Source organism: Phenylobacterium sp. (assembly GCF_036502675.1).
In the GTDB taxonomy this organism is placed as follows: domain Bacteria; phylum Pseudomonadota; class Alphaproteobacteria; order Caulobacterales; family Caulobacteraceae; genus Phenylobacterium.
This window is the reverse complement of record NZ_DASXYF010000142.1, coordinates 1-18,532: the sequence shown is the minus strand read 5'-3', so window position 1 is coordinate 18,532 and position 18,532 is coordinate 1. Positions and strand designations below refer to the sequence as shown.

General features: G+C 73.5%; 18 protein-coding genes. 8 read left to right on the top strand and 10 right to left on the bottom strand.

Features of this window, described 5'->3' with window-relative positions; translation table 11 throughout:
- The 5 genes from VGL30_RS18360 to zapE form a co-directional block, all read right to left on the bottom strand.
- The coding region (locus tag VGL30_RS18360; RefSeq protein WP_331541477.1) for an FAD-binding protein at positions 1 to 321 on the bottom strand (321 nt) is incomplete at its 3' end.
- 8 nt (positions 322 to 329) lie between these two features.
- A complete protein-coding gene (gene sdhD / locus VGL30_RS18355; RefSeq protein ID WP_331541476.1) occupies positions 330 to 713 on the bottom strand; it encodes a succinate dehydrogenase, hydrophobic membrane anchor protein in 384 nt (127 codons plus the stop codon).
- The gene (gene sdhC / locus VGL30_RS18350) at positions 713 to 1,114 is read right to left on the bottom strand and encodes a succinate dehydrogenase, cytochrome b556 subunit (protein ID WP_331541475.1); all 402 of its coding nucleotides are present in this window, start codon (positions 1,112 to 1,114) and stop codon (positions 713 to 715) included. The genes sdhD and sdhC overlap by 1 nt, the downstream gene beginning before the upstream one ends.
- An 82-nt stretch (positions 1,115 to 1,196) precedes the next feature.
- A complete protein-coding gene (locus VGL30_RS18345) occupies positions 1,197 to 1,394 on the bottom strand; it encodes a hypothetical protein (RefSeq protein ID WP_331541474.1) in 198 nt (65 codons plus the stop codon).
- Positions 1,395 to 1,714: 320 nt separating this feature from the next.
- Positions 1,715 to 2,824: a cell division protein ZapE gene (zapE, locus tag VGL30_RS18340; RefSeq protein WP_331541473.1), complete on the bottom strand. Its 1,110-nt coding sequence runs from the start codon at positions 2,822 to 2,824 to the stop codon at positions 1,715 to 1,717.
- Between the two features lie 80 nt (positions 2,825 to 2,904).
- Here zapE and VGL30_RS18335 point away from each other — a divergent pair, with 80 nt between their 5' ends.
- Positions 2,905 to 3,096: a hypothetical protein gene (locus tag VGL30_RS18335; protein WP_331541472.1), complete on the top strand. Its 192-nt coding sequence runs from the start codon at positions 2,905 to 2,907 to the stop codon at positions 3,094 to 3,096.
- A gap of 6 nt (positions 3,097 to 3,102) precedes the next feature.
- Here the strand turns inward: VGL30_RS18335 and VGL30_RS18330 are convergent, their stop codons facing one another.
- On the bottom strand, positions 3,103 to 3,741 hold the full coding sequence (locus tag VGL30_RS18330) for a hypothetical protein (RefSeq protein ID WP_331541471.1): 639 nt from the start codon (positions 3,739 to 3,741) through the stop codon (positions 3,103 to 3,105).
- Between the two features lie 95 nt (positions 3,742 to 3,836).
- Between VGL30_RS18330 and VGL30_RS18325 the strand changes: the two genes are divergently transcribed.
- Genes VGL30_RS18325 through VGL30_RS18310 form a run of 4 tightly spaced genes read left to right on the top strand, consistent with a single transcriptional unit; the run spans position 3,837 to position 6,985 of the window.
- Positions 3,837 to 4,709 carry a 1-acyl-sn-glycerol-3-phosphate acyltransferase gene (locus tag VGL30_RS18325; protein ID WP_331541470.1) on the top strand — a complete coding sequence of 291 codons (873 nt, stop codon included), beginning with the start codon at positions 3,837 to 3,839 and terminating at the stop codon, positions 4,707 to 4,709.
- Positions 4,706 to 5,167, top strand: a complete 462-nt coding sequence (gene tsaE / locus VGL30_RS18320; protein ID WP_331541469.1) for a tRNA (adenosine(37)-N6)-threonylcarbamoyltransferase complex ATPase subunit type 1 TsaE — start codon at positions 4,706 to 4,708, stop codon at positions 5,165 to 5,167. Before VGL30_RS18325 ends, tsaE begins: the two co-directional genes overlap by 4 nt.
- Positions 5,157 to 6,245, top strand: a complete 1,089-nt coding sequence (gene amgK / locus VGL30_RS18315) for an N-acetylmuramate/N-acetylglucosamine kinase AmgK (RefSeq protein WP_331541468.1) — start codon at positions 5,157 to 5,159, stop codon at positions 6,243 to 6,245. The genes tsaE and amgK overlap by 11 nt, the downstream gene beginning before the upstream one ends.
- On the top strand, positions 6,242 to 6,985 hold the full coding sequence (locus VGL30_RS18310) for a nucleotidyltransferase family protein (RefSeq protein WP_331541467.1): 744 nt from the start codon (positions 6,242 to 6,244) through the stop codon (positions 6,983 to 6,985). The genes amgK and VGL30_RS18310 overlap by 4 nt, the downstream gene beginning before the upstream one ends.
- Here the strand turns inward: VGL30_RS18310 and VGL30_RS18305 are convergent.
- Complete coding sequence (locus VGL30_RS18305; RefSeq protein WP_331541466.1) at positions 6,982 to 8,289, bottom strand: SulP family inorganic anion transporter; 1,308 nt, start codon at positions 8,287 to 8,289, stop codon at positions 6,982 to 6,984. The genes VGL30_RS18310 and VGL30_RS18305 overlap by 4 nt on opposite strands.
- A 155-nt stretch (positions 8,290 to 8,444) precedes the next feature.
- On the opposite strand from VGL30_RS18305, the gene addB reads away from it, so the two are divergent.
- The 3 genes from addB to trxA all read left to right on the top strand — a co-directional run bounded on the left by addB (position 8,445) and on the right by trxA (position 15,500).
- A complete protein-coding gene (gene addB / locus VGL30_RS18300; RefSeq protein WP_331541465.1) occupies positions 8,445 to 11,489 on the top strand; it encodes a double-strand break repair protein AddB in 3,045 nt (1,014 codons plus the stop codon).
- Positions 11,490 to 11,642: 153 nt separating this feature from the next.
- Positions 11,643 to 15,083 carry a double-strand break repair helicase AddA gene (gene addA, locus VGL30_RS18295; protein WP_331541464.1) on the top strand — a complete coding sequence of 1,147 codons (3,441 nt, stop codon included), beginning with the start codon at positions 11,643 to 11,645 and terminating at the stop codon, positions 15,081 to 15,083.
- Positions 15,084 to 15,164: 81 nt separating this feature from the next.
- Entirely contained in the window at positions 15,165 to 15,500 is a 336-nt protein-coding gene (gene trxA, locus VGL30_RS18290; protein ID WP_331541463.1) for a thioredoxin, read from the top strand.
- A 110-nt stretch (positions 15,501 to 15,610) separates the two neighbouring features.
- Here trxA and VGL30_RS18285 read toward each other — a convergent pair whose 3' ends face one another.
- From VGL30_RS18285 to trpA, 3 genes are all read right to left on the bottom strand, one after another.
- The gene (locus VGL30_RS18285; RefSeq protein ID WP_331541462.1) at positions 15,611 to 16,930 is read right to left on the bottom strand and encodes a folylpolyglutamate synthase/dihydrofolate synthase family protein; all 1,320 of its coding nucleotides are present in this window, start codon (positions 16,928 to 16,930) and stop codon (positions 15,611 to 15,613) included.
- 182 nt (positions 16,931 to 17,112) lie between these two features.
- Positions 17,113 to 18,042: an acetyl-CoA carboxylase, carboxyltransferase subunit beta gene (gene accD, locus VGL30_RS18280; RefSeq protein WP_331541461.1), complete on the bottom strand. Its 930-nt coding sequence runs from the start codon at positions 18,040 to 18,042 to the stop codon at positions 17,113 to 17,115.
- 3 nt (positions 18,043 to 18,045) lie between these two features.
- The coding region (gene trpA, locus VGL30_RS18275; RefSeq protein ID WP_331541460.1) for a tryptophan synthase subunit alpha at positions 18,046 to 18,532 on the bottom strand (487 nt) is incomplete at its 5' end.

Here is an 18,532-nt window from a genome sequence, read left to right as displayed (position 1 = left end):
GACGCCCCAGTGCTCCAGCTCGTAGACCGCCGCCGGCGCGTTGCGGACCAGGTATTCGATCGCGTCCTGGTCGCCCAGCCAGTCCGACCCCTTGACGGTGTCGTACATGTGCCAGCGCCAGTCGTCCTCGCCCATGTTGCCCAGCGACGCCGAGATGCCGCCCTGGGCGGCCACGGTGTGCGAGCGGGTCGGGAACACCTTGGAGATGCAGGCGGTCTTCAGGCCGGCCTGGGCGCAGCCCAGCGCCGCGCGCAGGCCGGAGCCTCCGGCGCCGACCACCACCACGTCGAACTGGTGGTCGATGAACTCATACGTCGCCATGGTGCGTCTCAAGCGCCTCCCAGCGCGACCTTGAGGATGGAGAACACCGCCAGCGCGCCCAGCAGCACGCAGACGAACAGGTTGCCCAGCAGGATCACCGCCCGCTGCGCCCCCTCGAAATAGTCTTCGACGATCACCCGCATGCCGGCATGCATGTGCTGGAAGCTGACCACCGCCAGCAGCGCCATCAGGGTGGCGTTGAGCGGATGGGCGATCCAGGCCGCCGCGCCCACATAGTCGGTCCCGGCCAGCTTCAGGACGGCGTAGACCCCCCACAGCGACAGCGGCACGAGCGCCACCGAGCTCACCCGTTCGGAGATCCAGTGGCCGGCGCCGTGCTTGGCGGAGCCCAGGCCCCGGGCCTGCGCCAGCGGCGTGCGATAGCTGTCCATCAGAGCGCTCCCATCATCGCCGCGGCGGCCCAGACCGCCAGGCTGGCCACGATCGAGATCACGATGCAGGCGATCGAACCGGCGTTGGCCGAGGCCAGGGCGAAGCCGCGCCCGGTGTCCCACGTCAGGTGCTGGACCCCCTTCGACAGGTGGTAGAACAGCCCCAGCGTCAGGGCGAACATCACCGCCTTGCCCGGGATCGAGCCCAGGATCGCGGTGAACGCCGCATAGGCCTCCGGCCCCGACGCCAGCGACAGCGCCCAGCCCGCCAGGATCAGGGCGCCGACATACAGCCCCGCCCCGCTGGCCCGGTGCAGGATCGACCCCCACATGGTCACATGGAACCGCCAGACCTGGAGATGCGGCGAAAGCGGCCGCGCGCGCGGAGGGGCTGTGGTCATCTGTTCGTGGTCGCCGTGGGATGAGCTTGCAAGCGGCTCCGCTTTTAAGCCCCCGACCCGGGGTGTCAACGAGAGGGGCGGGTCAGAAGCTCAGCAGGTTGTCCAGATCGTCGTAGAGGTCGCGCCAGTCGGGATTGCCCTCTTCGATCAGCCGCAGCTTCCGGACGCGCTTCCATTCCTTGATCTGCCTCTCGCGCCGGAATGCGGTCTCGCGCTGCTCGTAGGACTCGAACCAGACCAGCATGCGCACGCCGTATTTGGCCGTGAAGCCGCGCCGCATGTCCTCCTTGTGCTCATCACCCGCTTCGACAGATCATCCGTCGAGCCCGTGTAGAGCGTCCCATTGCGCCGGCTCGCCAGGATGCAGGGGTAGAACACGCCGCTGCTCCTCCGGGCGCAAGCCTACCAAAATCCGCTCATCCCGGCCTTCGCCCATAGGCGGTAACTTAAGGGCGAAGGCGCCTTTTCCTCCCCCGTCCTCTGCGGGACGGGGGAGGAAAAGCCCTGCGGCGAAACCTGGAGGATTGACTTACCGCCTATGGGCCTTCGCGGGGGTGGCGCCGTAGCCGTTCCGCCCGACCGTTTGCGCTCGGACCAACGTCACCGCTCCTCCAGCCAGTCCGCCGAGCGCATCTCCTCCAGGCGCGAGGCCGTGCGCTCGAACTCGAACGCCCCGTCGCCGGCCGGGTAGAGCGTCTGCGGCTCCCCCGCCGCCAGCACGATGGTCCGCGCCCGGGCCTCGTAGAGGGCGTCGATCAGGATCACGAACCGCCGCGCCGCCTCCCGCTGGTCGGCGGTCATCTTCGGCACGTCCTCCAGGAACACCGTGTGGAACCGCTCGGCCATGGCCACATAGTCGTTGGGGCCCAGCGCCACCCCGCACAGGCTGGCGAACGACCCCCGCATCAGCCCGCCCGAGGCGTGCGGCAGGTGCACCTTGCGGCCCAGCACCTCCAGCGTCGCCCCGCTCTCCTCCTCGCCGGCCAGCAGGTCGCGCCACAGCGCGTCGAAGCGCGCGGCGTTGTCGGGGTCGTCGGGCGAGAACCAGGTGCCCGCGGCACGCAGGCGGTCCAGCCGGTAGTCGTGCGGCCCCGCCACCGCCACCACCTCCATCTGTTCCTTCAGGAGGGCGATGAACGGCAGGAACAGCTGGCGGTTGATGCCGTCCCGGTAAAGGTCGTCGGGAACCCGGTTGGAGGTCGCCACCAGGGTCACGCCCCGGGCGAACAGCGCCTCGAACAGCCGGCCCAGGATCATCGCGTCGGCGATGTCGGTCACCTGCAGCTCGTCGAAGCAGAGCAGCCGGGCCTCCTCCGCCACCACGTCGGCCACCGGCCCGATGGGATCGTCCCCCCTGTGCTGGCCGAAGCGGGCCTTGCGCGCGGCCGCGTCGCCGGTGCGCCAGGCGCCGATCAGCCGGTGGACATCGCCCATGAACACGTGGAAGTGCGTGCGCCGCTTCTTCGCCGCCGGCGCCGCCTCGTAGAACAGGTCCATCAGCAGCGACTTGCCGCGCCCCACCGGCCCCCACAGATAGACCCCCCGCGCGGGCTCCGGCTTGCGGAACAGGGCCGCGATGCCGTTGGGCTGCGCCGCCAGCTCGCCCTCCAGCCGCGCAAGCGCGTCCAGCCCCGCCCGCTGCGCCGGGTCGGGGCGGATCTCGCCCGTCTGCAGGCGGGCGTCATAGGCTTCCAGGAGGGCGCTCGGCATCGCTCCGCCCCCTACAGGCGCGGAACGTGGGCGGCAACTCGCCTGTTTACGTGGCGGGGCGATCAGCAGGAAGGACGCTCATGGCCGAACCCCACCCCGAGCCCGCCGCCGAGCCCGCAAACCCGCAGGACGACTGGGGCGAGCCTGACCCCAAGGCCATCCACGGCGAAAACCACACCCGGCGCCCCGACAAGACCGAGGCCGAACGCGGCCAGGGCCGCCGCACAGTCGAGCGCAACCGCGAGATCGCCAAGGGCGGCCTCTACAAGTAGCCCCGTCTACTCCGCCCCCAGCTCCTTCAGCACGGAGCGGTAGCTCTGCCGCTTCTCGCAGGCGCAGCCGCGCATCTTGCCCTCCCGCGTCCACCAGATGAGCGTCGGATAGGCGAAGCGGACGCCGTTCTTCGCCAGCAGCGGCGTGAGCTGGTCGACCATCGTCCGCCCGGCCTCGACGATGGCGGTGCGCCCCGCGTCGCCGTCGGCCGGGGCGATCCCGGGCGCGGTCCAGGCCTCCGGCGGGACCTTGTCCCAGGCCTCCATCAGCGCCCAGCGGCGGTTGGCCCACAGCTCGGCCACCGTCGCCCGCTCGGCCGGAGTGGACCTGGCCAGGCCGTTCACGTCGCGCCGCGCCACCTCGATCACCCGGGTGTCGACGCCCGCCGCATGCAGCGCCGGGAAGGCTTCGGCCTTGAAGCGGATGCAGTCCGGGCAGCTCCTGAATCCCACCATGTAGAGCTTCGGCCCGGTCAGCCCGGGCGAGACCCAGCCCGCGCCCTCCAGGATGCGGGCGATCTCCGCCGGGTCGCGGGCGATGTCGTGCGGCCGCCAGCGCAGGTCATAGAACCACCAGCCGAACCCCGCCCCGCCCAGGACGAACATCGCCAGCCCCAGCCCGAGCCATAGCCTCAAGCGCTTCATCGCAAGCCCTCGCGAACCCTGGTGCAAGCCTAGGCCCGACCGGCCGCCCGGCCTAGCGCTTGCGGCGGCGCAGGCGGCCAAGCATCCTGCAGCCCATGACGCTCGCCCCCTCGGTCGGCGCCCTGCCGCGGCAGGCCCGCCACGACCACATCGTCGACGTGCTGATCGCCGAGCGGGCGCCGAAGCTCTCGTCCGGCCGCGCCTGGCCGCTGGTCCGCCCGCTGCTCTACGCCCTGCTCGACTACGGCAAGGCCCGGCGCATGGCCGAGGCCATCGCGCCCCTCCCCGGCCGCGCCGCCCTCGACCTGGTCTCCCGCCGGCTGGACCTGAAGCTGACAGTCGAGGGAATCGACCGCGTCCCCCCCCAGGGCCGCCTCGTCGTCGTCGCCAACCATCCCACCGGCCTGGCCGACGGCCTGGCGGTCTACGACGCGCTGAAGGACCGGCGGCCCGACCTCTGCTTCTACGCCAACGCCGACGCCCACCGGGTCGTCCCGCGCTTCGACGAGGTGCTGATCCCCGTGGAGTGGGTGGAGGCCAAGCGCACCCGCGAGCGCACCCGGCTGACCCTGCAGCTCACCCGCCAGGTCCTGGAGGCCGGGCGCGCCCTGGTGATCTTCCCCGCCGGCCGGCTGGCCCGCCGCGCGCCCGGCGGCGGCCTTGCCGACCCGCCCTGGGCGCCCAGCGCAATCTCCATCGCCCGGAAATATGCCGCCCCGATCCTGCCGGTGCGGCTGACCGGCCCTGCGTCGCGCCTGTTCCACGCCTTCGACCGGGTGTCCGGCGAGCTGCGCGACATCACCCTGTTCCACGAGATGCTCAACAAGCGCGGCCGCGCCTTCACCCTGACCATCGGCCCGCCGATCGCGCCCGACGCCCTGCCCGCCGATCCCGCCGAGGCCGTCGCCCGCCTCAAGGCGCATGTGGAGCAGGCCCTGGCCGCCGATCCCGACCGGGCCTTCGCATGACCGCCCTGCCCGCCGAATTCGCCCTGCCGCACGAGGCCGACACCCGCAGGCTCGGCGCCGCGGTCGCCCGCAGCCTGCGTCCCGGCGACGCGGTCTGCCTCTCCGGCCCGCTGGGCGCCGGCAAGTCGGTGCTGGCCCGCGCCCTGGTCCGCGCGCTGACCACCCCGGACGAGGAGGCGCCCAGCCCCACCTTCACCCTGGTGCAGTTCTACGAGGGAACCGCGGGGCTGGCGGTGGCCCACTTCGACCTCTACCGCCTCACCGATCCGGACGAGGCCTACGAGATCGGCCTGGACGAGGCGCTGGACCACGGCGCCGCCGTCATCGAATGGCCGGAGCGCCTGCAGGGTCGCCTTCCGCCGGATCGACTCGATATAGAGATTCGCCTGGAAGGGACCGCGCGGCGGGCGCGCCTCGCCCCCGCCGGCGCCTGGGAGGGCCGCACGCTTGAGTTCTGACCGCGAAGCCCTGAAAGCCCGGTTCCTGCAGGCCCACGCCTTCGGCGCCGCCCGCCGCGAGCCGCTGTCCGGCGACGCCTCCACCCGCCGCTACGAGCGCCTGCACTTGGCGAACGGCCGGCGGCTGATCTTCATGGACCAGCCGCCGGTGGAGGCCGCCGTCTGCGGCCCGGACGCCACGGAGGCCGAGCGCCTGACCCAGGGCTACAACGCCGCCGCGCGTCTGGCCGCCGGCTCCGTCGCCGCCTTCGTGGCCACCGCCGCCTACCTGCGCGCCCGCGGCCTTTCCGCCCCGGAGATCGCCGCCTATGACGTCGCCGAGGGGCTGGCGGTGCTGGAGGACCTCGGCGACGGCCTGTTCGCCACCCTGATCGCCGGGGGCGAACCCGAGCGCCCGCTTTACGAGGCGGCGGTGGACGTGCAGGCCGCCCTGCAGGCCGAGACGCCGCCGGACGTCCTGGCCTTCGACGGGGTGAAATGGCCGCTGCTCTCCTACGACACCCTGGCGCTGAAGGTGGGAACCGACGCCTTCCTGGAATGGTGGCCGCAGTTCATCGGCGCCGGCGCCTATCCCGCCGGGGCGGTCGCGGAGTGGGACCTGCTCTGGGCGCCGGTCTGGGTGCGGGGCGAGGCCGGAGCCGGGGTCTTCACCCACCGCGACTTCCACGCCCAGAACCTGCTCTGGCTGCCGGACCGCAAGGGCCCCGCCCGTGTGGGCCTGTTGGACTTCCAGGACGCCCTGCGCGCCCATCCGGCCTGGGACCTCACCCACCTGCTGCAGGACGCCCGCCGCGACGTTTCGCCCGAGCTGGAGGCGGCGATGCTCGACCGCTTCCTGGCGGCGCGGCCGGAGCTTGACCGTAGTGCGTTCCTGACCGATTACCGCGCACTCGCCGCCTCCAACGCCGCGCGCATCCTCGGCCGGGTCTTCGCCCGCCAGGTGCTGCTCGGCCGGCCGCAATACCGGGACTACATGCCGCGCACCTGGCGTTACCTCGAACGCAACCTGGCCGACCCGGCGCTGGCCGGGCTCAAGGCGTGGTTCGACCGCTATGTGCCTCCCGAGGCCCGCCTGTGACGACGCCGCCCGGTCCCGGGACGCCCGGCCCTTCCACCGCCATGGTGCTGGCCGCGGGCCTCGGCACCCGCATGCGCCCGCTCACCGACCGTCGCCCCAAGGCGCTGGTCGAGGTCGCCGGCCGCACCCTTCTGGACCGCACCCTCGACAAGCTGGCGGCGGCGGGCGTCCGCCGCGCCGTGGTCAACGTCCACCACTTCGCCGATCAGGTCGAAGCCCACCTGGCCGCCCGCAAGGACCTGGAGATCCTGGTCTCCGACGAGCGGACCGCCCTGCTGGATTCCGGCGGCGGCATCCAACGCGCCCGCCGCCTGCTCGGCGAGGACCCGATCTTCGTCGCCAACATCGACTCGCTCTGGCTGGAGGAAGGCGCGCCGGCGCTGGAGAGCCTCAAGCTGGCCTGGGACCCGGCCCGCATGGACCTGCTGCTGCTGCTGGTCGCCCGGGGCAACGGCATCGGCTTCGAAGGTCCGCAGGGCTTCCTGCGCGACGCCGAGGGCCGCCTCACCCACTCCACCGACCCGGACGTGGTCACCCCCTTCGCCAACGTCGGCTTCGGCATCCTCAAGCCGCAGATCCTCGACGGCCAGGGCGACGGCGCCTTCTCCATCGTCCCCGTCTGGCACGAGCTGCAGGCCAAGGGCCGCCTGCACGGCGCGCCGATGCAGGCCTTCTGGATGCACGTCGGCGACCCCGCCGCCCGCGACGCGGCCGAGGCGCTGCTGGGAGAGGCGAGCTAAAGCGACGGCCGCTGGGTTGACCTAGGCCCGCGCCCCGCCCGGACCCGCTTCGCGACCGCCAGCACCACCGCCACGGCGCAGCCGGCGAGGATGCCGGTGGTCAGGTCCTTCACCAGGGTCAGGCCGAAGGTCGCGGCCAGCACTGCGCCGGGCCCGCGCCAGTCGCGCAGCAGGCGGATGAACTCCGCCTTCTCGGCCATGTTCCAGGCCACCACCACCAGCACCCCGGCTAGGGCCGCCAGCGGTACGAAGCCGGCCAGTGACCCGGCCACGAGAATGAACGCCAGCAGGAAGACCGCGTGGAAGATCCCGGCCAGCGGGCTGCGCGCCCCGGCGCGGATGTTGGTGGCGGTCCGCGCGATGGTCCCGGTCACGCTGACGCCGCCGAACATCGGCGAGGCGACGTTGGCCAGCCCCTGGGCGATCAACTCCATGCTGGAGCGGTGCACCCGCCCGGTCATCGAATCGGCGACCTTGGCCGACAGCAGGCTCTCTACGGCTCCCAAGAGGGTGAAGGAGATCGCCGCGGGCAGCACGGCGAGCGCCAGGCGCCACGACATCGCAGGCAGCCGCGGCATGGGCAGGCCGCGCGGCATGGCGCCGAACCGGTCGCCCACCGTCTCCAGCCCTACGTGCGGCGCCGCAGCGACCAGGGAGGCCAGGACCACGGCGATCAGCATCCCCGGCCAGGTCGGCCGGACCCGACGCAGCCAGAAGATCAGCCCGGCCACCGCCACGCCGGTCAGCACCGACGCCGGATGCACGGTCGGCAGCGCCTGCACGAGCGCCGCCAGCTTCGGCAGCAGCGGGCCCGGCTCCGGCCCCGCCAGGGTCAGGCCGCCGAGGTCTTTCAGCTGGCTGGCGAGGATGGTCACCGCGATGGCGCCGGTGAAGCCCACCGTCACCGCATGCGGAATATGCCGGATCAGCCCGCCGAGCCGCAGCAGCCCCAGCAAGGTCAGCATCAGCCCCGACATCAGCACCGTCAGCAGCAGGCCCTCGATCCCGAACCGGCTGACGGTGGCGGCCACCAGGACGATGAACGCCCCGGCCGGCCCGCCGATCTGGTAGCGGGTGCCCCCCAGGGCGGAGACCACGAAACCGCCGACGACCGCCGTAGCCACCCCGCGCTCTGGGCCCACCCCGGAGGCGACCGCTATGGCCATGGACAGTGGCAGGGCGACGATGGCCACGGTCAATCCGGCCAGGGCGTCCTTGCGCAGGTCTTCCAGGCCGTAACCCTCGCGCAGCGTCGTGCTGAGCTTCGGGTGCAGCAGGTGGGCTGTGGCGGCGCCGTTCGGCATCGCGCGGTCGATCTCCCGGGTCGGGTGGTAAGGGCTTGCCCCGCGCCACCCTACCACAAGCGCGGCCATTGCTAAGCAGGCGAGGCGACGCAGGCGGGAGCCGTTCCCCGCAATCCCATCCCCCGACTCTCCCGCATCTGCTATCACCGGCCACGGTGAGCCCTTCCGTCCTCTTCGATCGTCCCGGACCGCGCTGGTTCAGCATCCCGGCCCATCGGCCCTTCGCCGAGGACCTGGCGCGGGGCCTCTACGCCGCGCTGGCCCCCCTGGGTCCTTCCGCCCTCTCCGAGGCCGTGGTCCTGGTCCCCAGCCGCCGCAGCGTCCGGGCGCTGGCCGACGCCTTCGTGGCCGCCGCCGAAGGCCGCGCCGTGCTGCCGCCGCAGATGCGGCCCCTGGGCGACCTGGAGGAGGGCGAGCCGCCGTTCGAGCCCGGCGACATCGCGCTCGGCCTGCCCGTCGCCATCGACCCCCTGCGCCGCCGCTTCGAGCTGGTCCGCCTGGTCCACGCCCGCCAGGGCCTGCTCGGCCGCCGGCTCACCGCCGCCGCGGCCCTGGAGCTGGCCGACGCCCTGGGCGCTTTCCTGGACAGCCTGCAGATCGAGGAGATCGCCGCCGACGAGGGCCTGGCCGACCTGGTGGACGCCGACCTCGCCGCGCACTGGCGCGTCTCCCGCGAGTTCCTCGAGGCCGCCCTGGAGGCCTGGCCGCGCCGCCTGGCGGAGCTGGGCGTCGTCGACGTCAGCGAGCGCCGCATCCTCTTGCTCCGCCGCCTGGCCGAGACCTGGGACGCGGCCCCCCCGCCCGGGGTGCTGATCGCCGCCGGCTCCACCGGCACCGTGCCGGTCAGCGCCGACCTGCTGGCGGTGATCGCCGCCGCCCCCCGCGGCGCCGTCGTCCTGCCCGGCCTGGACGACAGCCTGGCCGAGGCCGCCTGGAGCCAGGTGGACGACCAGCATCCGCAGGGCGCCATGAAGCTGCTGCTGGCCCGCGCCCGCACGCCGCGCGAAGCCGTGGCCGTCTGGCCGGCCTCGCTCGGCTTCCAGGCCCAGGGCCGCTGGCGCCGCCGCATCGTCAACGAGGCCCTGCGCCCGGCGCAATCCACCGCCGACTGGCTGGGGGTCATCGACACCCTGCGCCAGGAGGCCGACGCCGACCGCCTCGACCCGGTGGCCGAGGGGCTGAAGGGCCTCTCCGTCGTCACCGCCGCCACCGAGGAGGAGGCGGCCGCCGCCTGCGCCCTGCTGCTGCGCGAGACCCTGGAGACCCCGGGCCGCACCGCCGCCCTGGTCACGCCGGACCAGGTGCTGGCCCGCCGGGTCGCCGCCGCCCTGGCCCGCTGGGGCGTCATCGCCGATTCCTCGGCCGGCGAGGCCCTGGCCGGCTGCCGCTGCGGCGTGCTGGCCGGCCTGCTGGCCCGCGCCGCCGCCGACCCCCTCGACCCGGTGACCCTGCTGGCGGCCCTGAAGCACCCCTTCACCCGCCTCGGCCTGTCCCCCGGCGCCCTGGCCCGCCACGCCGAGGCCCTGGAGCGCCACGGCCTCCGCGGCCCCCGCCTGCACAGCTGGGAGGATCTCGAAGCCAGGCTGCAGCGAGTCCTTCTCCCGCAGGGGGAGAAGGACATGGCCGCCCGCGAAGGCGCGCTCCGCCTGGCCGTCCGCCTACGGAATATCCTCGACGCCCTCGCCGAAACCTTCGGCGAAGACGACGAGGCCGCCCCCGCCGACGCGGCCCGCGCCCTGGCCCAGGCGATGGAGGCCTTCGCCGCCGACGACATGGGCGCCCTCGGCGACCTCTGGGCCGGCCCCGGCGGCGAGGCCCTGGGCCGCCTGCTCTCCGGCCTGATCGACGAGTCCGAGGGCCTGCCCCCCGCCAGCCGCCGCGGCTTCGCCGACCTGCTCGCCCGGCTGACGGCCGGCGAAGTGGTGCGCGCCGGCGTCGCCAGCCATCCGCAGATCCGCATCCTGGGCGCCATCGAGGCCCGGCTGATCCGCGCCGACCGGCTGGTCCTGGCCGGGCTGGAGGAGGGCGTCTGGCCCCGCGGCGCCGGCCTCGACCCCTTCCTGTCGCGCCCGATGCGCGCCCGCCTGGGCCTGCCCTCGCCCGAGCGCCGGGTCGGCCTCGCCGCCCACGACTTCGCCCAGGCCGCCTGCGCCCCGGACGTCACCCTGGTGCATGCCGAGCGCCGCGAGGGCGCGCCGGCCATCAAGTCCCGCTGGCTCTGGCGGCTGGAGACCCTGGCCCGCGGCGCCGGCGCCGTCCTGCCCGGCCGGCCGGAGATCCTCGACTGGGCCCGCCGCCTCGACGCCCCCGACGGCTACAGTCCCGCCCGCCGGCCCGCCCCCGTCCCGCCGGTGGCCGACCGCCCCACCCGCCTGGCCGTCACCCGCGTCGAGGCCCTGACCCGCGACCCCTACGCCGTCTGGGCCCGCGACATCCTGCGGCTGTTCCCCCTGGAGCGTCCCGACGAGCCGGTGGAGGCCCGCGCCCGCGGCACGGCCATCCACGCCGCCTTCGAACGCTTCGCCCGCGCCCACCCCGACGCCCTGCCGGACGACGCCGCCGCGCTGTTCGAGGGCTTCTACCTGGAGGCGCTGGTCGCCGCCGGCATGCCGCACGAGGCCCTGGCCCGTGAGACGGCGCTGGCCCGCGAAGCCGCCCAATGGGTCGCCGGGCTGGAGGCCTCCCGCCGCGCCGGCGGCTGCAGGATCCATGTGGAGACCGAGGGCCGGCTGACCTTCGAGGTCGAGGGCCGCGCCTTCACCGTCACCGCCAAGGCCGACCGCATCGAATCCACCATCGACGGCCACGGCCACATCCTCGACTACAAGACCGGCCGCGCCCCCTCGCGGAAGATGGTGGACGCCGGCTTCTCGCCGCAGCTGACCCTCACCGCCGCCATCCTGGCCCGCGGCGGCTTCCAGGACCTGGGACCGCTGACCCCCGGCGACCTCACCTACCTGGAGGTCACCGGGCGCAAGCCCGCCGGCCGCGTCGAGGTCCGGGCGCTTGCGGGCGACGAAGCGACCGACGCCGCCCGCCGCGCCTTCGAGGGCCTGAACGAGCTGGTCGCCCGCTACTGGAACCCGACGCAAGCCTACGTCTCCCGCACCGCCCCGCAGTTCGTCCACGACTACGCCGGCGACTACGGCCACCTGGCCCGCGTCTTCGAATGGTCGACCAGCGGCGAGGAGGAGGCGTGAGCGGCCTCTCCTTTTTCCTCCCCCGTCCCGAAGATCGGGCGGTGGAAGGGGCGCGGGTTCTGCAGTGCGGTCGCCGCCCCCTCCGTCACGCCCTCTTCGGGGCGCGCCACCTCCCCCGTCCTCTGCGGGACGTGGAAGGAAAGAGGGGCCGCCATGCCTGACACTCTCCTCCTCGACGATCCCCAGCGCCGGGCCGCCGACCCGCGGCGGTCGGCCTTCGTCACCGCCAACGCCGGGTCGGGCAAGACCAAGACCCTGATCGACCGGGTGGCGCGCCTGCTGCTGGCCGGCGTCAGGCCGGAGACCATCCTCTGCGTCACCTACACCAAGGCCGCCGCCGCCGAGATGCAGCGGCGGCTGTTCGGCCGCCTGGGCGGCTGGTCGGTGCTGGCCGACGACGCCCTCGGCGACAGCCTGTCCGAGCTGCTGGGCGACGGCGCCCAGCTGGACCACGGCGACCTCTCCCGCGCCCGCGCCCTGTTCGCCCAGGCGCTGGAGACCCCCGGCGGCCTGAAGATCCAGACCATCCACGCCTTCTGCGAGAAGCTGCTGCGCCGCTTCCCCCTGGAGGCCAAGGTCTCCCCGGGCTTCCGGGTGATGGACGACCCGGCCGCCGCCGCCGTGGCCGCCGCCGCCCGCAAGGCCGTCGCCCGCCACGCGCTGAAGGGCGAAGGCCCGGTGGCCGAGGCCTACGCCCGCTTCTCCGTGGCGCTCGACTTCGCTTCGTTCCACGCCATGTTCGCCGCCTTCGAAGCCCGGCGCGGGGCGCTGGCCGTCTTCCTGAAGGCGCAGGGGGACGACGCCGCGGCATGGGCCTGGGCGGCCTGCGGCCTGGAGCCCGGCTGCGATCCCGAGCGGCTGGAGGCCGAGGCGCTCGCCGCCCTCGACACCCGGCTGTGGAACCAGGCCGCCGACGTTCTGGCGCAGGGCGGCGTCGCTGACCAGAAGAACGCCCTGCGCCTGCGCGCCGTCGCCGCCGAGCCTAGCCTGACGGGCGCGCTGGCCGCCCTGTTCATCGACGGCGGCGAGGGGACGCCCGTCGCGTGGGTCTTCAAGACCGGCGCCCTGAAGGCCCACGAACCCCTGCGCGCCGGCCTGCTGGACGAGCAGGACCGCCTGGCGATCGTCCGCGAGCGCCTGCGCGGCGCCCGCGTCGCCGCCGACACCGCGGGCGCCCTGACGCTGGCCGCGGCCTACCTCGAAGCCTACCGCATCGAGAAGGAGAGCGCCGGCGCGCTGGACTTCGCCGACCTGGTGGAGAAGACCTGCGCCCTGCTGGCCGACAGCCCGGCCGCCGCCTGGGTGCTCTACAAGCTGGACGGCGGCGTCGACCACATCCTGGTGGACGAGGCGCAGGACACCGCGCCCGAGCAGTGGACCATCGTCCGGGCGCTGACCGGCGAGTTCTTCGCCGGCGCCGGGGTCGCGCTGCGCGCCGACCTGCAGCGCACGGTGTTCGTGGTCGGCGACGAGAAGCAGTCGATCTACTCCTTCCAGGGCGCCGACCCGGCCCGCCTTCGCGAGGAGACCGCCGGCTACATCGCCCGCATCGCCGCCGCCGGCCGCGACGGCGAGGTAGTGCCGCTGGTGGATTCCTGGCGCTCCACGCTCGAGGTGCTGTCCTTCGTCGACGTGGTGTTCGAGGCCGGCGTGCCCCCCAACGACGGGCCGCTGGCCCACGTCCCGCGGCGCGACGGCCATCACGGCTGCGTCGACGTCTGGCCGCTGATGCGCGAACCGAAGGGCGAGGACCGCGGGGCCTGGGACGCGCCCCTCGACGCCGAGGGCGAGGAAAGCGCCAACCGCCGCCTGGCCCAGGCCATCGCCTGCGAGATCGGCGACCTGATCGCCCGCGGCGACGCGGTCTACGACAAGGACCTGCGCGTCTGGCGCCCCGCCACCGCCGGCGACGTGCTGATCCTGGTGCGGCGCAGGGGCGCGCTCTTCGAGGACATCCTGCGCGCGTTGAAGCAGGCGGGCCTGCCGGTGGGCGGCGCCGACCGCCTGTCGCTGTCCGGCCACATCGCCTTCGACGACCTGATGGCGCTGGCCCGCTTCGCCCTGTTCCCCGCCGACGACCTGACGCTCGCCGCCCTGCTGCGCAGCCCGTTCTGCGATGTCGACGACGAAGGCCTCTACCGCCTGGCCAAGGGCCGCCCCGCCAGCCTGTGGGACGCCCTGCAGGCCCGCGCCGGCGAGGACGCCGCCTGGGCCGCCTCGCTGGCGTTCCTGCAGACCGTGATGGCGACCAGCCGCACCCGCCGCCCATTCGAGTTCTTCCGCCTCGCCCTCATCGCCCGGGACGCCGCCGGCCGTTCGATGCGCGCGCGCCTGCTTCGCCGGCTGGGCCGCGAGGCGGAGGACGCACTGGACGAGTTCCTGGCCCAGATCCTCGCCGCCGAGGCCCGGGGGATCGAAGACCTGGAGAGCCTGGTCGCCGCCTTCGCCAGCCTCGACATCGTGGTCAAGCGCGAGATGGAGGCCGGCCGCGACGAGGTGCGGGTGATGACCGCCCACGGCGCCAAGGGCCTGGAGGCGCCCATCGTCTTCCTGCCCGAGGCCGCCCTACAGTCCGCCGCCCGCGGCTCGCCGCTGCTGGAAACCGAGGACGGCGGCGTGCTGTGGTGCACGGCCAAGGCCGCCGACTGCGTCGCCTCCGCCGCAGCCCGCGAGCGCCGCGCCGCCAGGGAGGACGCCGAGGCCCAGCGCCTGCTCTACGTGGCCCTCACCCGCGCCCGCGACCGGCTGGTGATCTGCGGCCGCCTCGCCGCCAACCGCCAGGAGCAGAACCTGAAGGGCTGGTGGGAGAAGATCGCCGCCGCCTTCGGCCACGACCACATCGCCCCCCGCGTCCGCGAGGCCGCCTGCGGGATGGTGGTCGCCCGCCGCTATGGCCCCGACCCCGAGGTGCTGGGCCCGGCGGCGTGGGCCGCCGCGCCCGCCGCCGCCGCCCCGGCCTGGCTCACCCAGGCCGCGCCGGCCCAGGCCTACGCCCGCTACGCCTCGCCCTCGCAGATCGGGGCGGTGGACGACGCGCCCGCCCCCTCGCCCCTGGCCCGCCAGGGCGGCCTCGGCCGCTTCCGCCGCGGCGACCTGATCCACCGGCTGCTGCAGTTGCTGCCCGACATCCCCGAGGCCGGCCGGATCGCCGCCGCCCAGGCCCTGCTGGACCGCGAGCGCGGCCTGACCGACGCCCAGCGCGCCGAGATGATCACCGCCGCCTTCTCCGTCCTGGAGGACGCCCGCTTCGCCCGGGTGTTCGGCCCCGGCGGCCGGGCCGAGGTGGCGGTGGCCGGGACCTCCGCCCGCCTGCCCGCCGGCCTCGCCGTCTCCGGCCGCATCGACCGGCTGGTGGTGCTGCCCGACCGGGTGCTGGTGGTGGACTTCAAGACCAACCGCCCCTCGCCCGCCGTCATCGCCGACGCCGACCCGGCCTACGTCCGGCAGATGGCCATCTACGCCGCCGTCCTGGGCGAGGTGTTCCCCGACCGCGCCATCGAGGCGGCGCTGGTCTGGACCGACGGCCCGAAGCTGATGGCGGTTCCAGAAAACCTTATGGCCCAAGCCCTTGCCGAGCTGGGCCGTACCGGTTGATCGGGCGTCGGCGCCTGCTTACATGGCGGATCAAGAAGCGTGGGCCGGCGTCAACGGCCCGGGCGCGAAAGGACAAAGCCTATGAGCACCGTGCAAGTCACCGACCAGTCCTTCGAGAAGGATGTCCTGCAGTCCGACCGTCCGGTCCTGGTGGATTTCTGGGCCGAGTGGTGCGGTCCGTGCAAGCAGATCGCCCCCGCCCTGGAGCAGATCGCCGAGGAGCTGGGGACCCAGGTGACCGTGGCCAAGCTCAACATCGAGGAAAGCCCCACCACCCCCTCCCGCTACGGCGTGCGTGGCATCCCGACCATGATGCTGTTCAAGGACGGCCAGATGACCGCCATGAAGGTCGGCGCCATGCCCAAGCAGAAGATCCTCGAATGGCTCTCCGAGGCCGGCGTGAAGTCGGCGGCGTGAGCAAGATCGGCTCGGCTTAATTTCACCGCTCACCCCGGCGAAGGCCCATAGGCGCTAACTTAAGCCTGCAGGGGTCGCCGGGATGAGCGGTTTGATGATGGCTTGCGCCCTCAAACCGGCCAGGTCTCCGGGCTCATCGCCAGCACCTCGCCGGCGAAGTGCAGGCCGCCGCAGATCAGCACGTGCGGCGCCGGGCCCTCGGCGGCCAGCACCGCGCGCACGGCGGCCTCGACGTCCGGGAACGCCGCCGCTTCCAGCCCGGCCGCCCGCGCCGCCTCGGCCAGCTCGTCCGCCGAGGCGGCGTTCGGGCTGTCGAAGGTGGTGCTGGCCGCCTGTGCGACCACACCTTTGAACGGCGCGAAGAAGCCCTGGGCGTCCTTGCGCCCGTACATCGCCACCACCAGCGCCACCGGCCGCCCGTCCCGCGCCGCCAGCTTGCCCACCGTGTCCGCCAGCGCCTGGCCGGCGTGCGGGTTGTGCCCCCCGTCGAGCCAGAGGTCTGACCCCCGCGCCCGGCAGAGCGCCGCCAGCGGCCCGGCCGTCAGCCGCTGGAACCGCGCCGGCCAGACCGCGCCGGCCACGCCGCGGCCGATCGCAGCCTCGTCCAGCCTGGGGTGGCCCCAGGCCAGCGCCGCCATCGCCGCCACGCCGGCGTTGGCGAACTGGTGCGCGCCCGGCAGGCTGGGCGCCGGCAGGTCCAGCAGCCGGTCGGGCGCCTGCACCATCAACCGGCCCCGCTCCTCCCAGGCGTCGAAGTCGCGGCCCATCAGCATCAGCGGCGCGCCCAGCGCCTGCGCCTCCGCCTCGATGGCCGCCAGCGCCGCCTCCGGCTGGCGGGCGCAGACGACGGGACGGCCGGCCTTGACGATCCCCGCCTTCTCCCAGGCGATCTTGCCCAGCTCCGGCCCCAGCAGCTCCAGGTGGTCGTAGTCGATCGGGGTGATCACGCTGACCGCCGGGGCGGCGAAGACGTTGGTGGAATCGAACCGCCCGCCCAGCCCCACCTCGACGATCGCCACGTCGGCCGGCGTCTCCGCGAAGGCCTTGAAGGCCATGGCGGTGAGGATCTCGTTGAAGCTGATCGGCGCCTCGCCGTTCACCGCGATCATCCGGTCGATCAGGGCGGCCAGCTCGGCTTCGGAGATCAGCGCGCCCGCCACCCGGATCCGCTCCGCGAACCGCACCAGGTGCGGCGAGGTCAGCACGTGGGCCTTCAGGCCGGCGGCCTCGGCCATGGCCCGCAGGAAGGCGGCGGTGGAGCCCTTGCCGTTGGTGCCGGCCACATGGATCACCGGCCCCATGCGGTCCTGCGGCCGCCCCAGCCGCTCCAGCAGCCGCTCGATGCGGCCGGTGGACAGGTCGATCAGGCTGGGGAACCGGTCCCGCAGCCGCGCGACCGTCCGCTCGAAGGCGTGGAGCTCGTCATACATGGGCAAGACCCGACCCTTCTCCCCCTGCGAGAGAAGGTGGCGGCCGACAGGCCGACGGATGAGGCGGCGCGCGGAGGTCCCGCGACGAACACCCAAGCCAGATGGAGAATTCTGCGAGACCCCTCATCCGGCCTGCTCCGCAGGCCACCTTCTCCCGCAAGGGGAGAAGGACGCATGGCCAGTCATGCCGCCAGCGAACGCGTCCGCCCCGCCATCAGGATCTTCAGGATCGCGCCCAGCACCTCGGGGATCTCCTTGCGGGTCACCACCTTGTCGATCATGCCGCGCTCCATCAGGAACTCGGCGCGCTGGAAACCCGGCGGCAGGGTCTCGCGGATGGTCTGCTCGATCACCCGGCGGCCGGCGAAGGCCACCATGGCGTTGGGCTCGGCCAGCTGCACGTCGCCCAGCATGGCGTAGGAGGCCATCACCCCGCCGCTGGTGGGGTCGGTCAGCACGACGACGTAGGGCAGGCCCGCGGCCTTCACCTCGTTCAGCGCCACCGTGGTCCGCGCCATCTGCATCAGGGACAGCGTCCCCTCCTGCATCCGCGCCCCGCCCGAGGCGGTGAAGATCACCAGCGGCACGTCGCGCTTCGCGGCCTCCTTGGCGGCCTTGATGAAGGTCTCTCCGGCGCCGACGCCCAGCGACCCGCCCATGAAGGCGAAGTCCTGCACGATCGCCACCACGGGCTGGCCCTGGATCTCGCCCACGGCGATGGCCATGGAGTCCTGCTCGCCGGTGGCCTTGCGGGCGGCCTTCAGCCGCTCCCCATAAGGCTTCTCGTCGGGGAACTTCAGCGGATCGTCGGGCGAGGTCGGCGAGGCGATGCGCTCGTAGCGCCCCTCGTCGAAGGTGTAGCGCAGCCGCAGCTGGGTCCCCACCCGCATGTGGCTGCCGGCCGGCGTCACCCACAGCGCCGCCTCCAGGTCGGGGCGATAGAGCATTTCCCCGGTGTCGGGGCACTTGACCCACAGGTTCTCGGGCGTCTCGCGCTTGGTGAACGCATTGCGCACGCCGGGCGCGATCTTGGCCAGCCAGCCGCCGCGTTCGCGGGGGGTCGGCGCCGAGATCCGTCCGGGCTTGTCGTTTCTCTGCTCAGCCATCGCCATGGTCTAGACCGTCTGTCCGATCCTCGCGGAGCGGACAGCCTTAGCTAAGGAATCAACTTTGGAAAGCACTTGCACAGTCACGTCTTTGTTCATGGTTAACGCAGCGGCGACCTCGTCCACCAGGGCCGACCCGACCACCGCGGCGTCGGCCACCCGCGCGATGGCGGCGGCTCGTTCCGGGGTGCGGATGCCGAAGCCCACCGCCACCGGCAGGCCGGAGGCCTTGCGCACGCGCGCCACGGCCGGGGCGACCGACTGCTCGTCGGCTTCCTTGACCCCGGTCACGCCGGCCACCGAGACGTAATAGACGAAGCCGGAGGTGCCACGGACGATCACCTTCAGCCGCTCGTCGTCGCTGGTCGGCGTGGCCAGCCGGATCAGCGACATGTCGGCGGCGTCCAGCGCCTGGGCCAGCGGTCCGGCCTCTTCCGGCGGGCAGTCCACGACGATCAGTCCGTCGACCCCCGCGGCGGCGGCGTCGCGGGCGAAG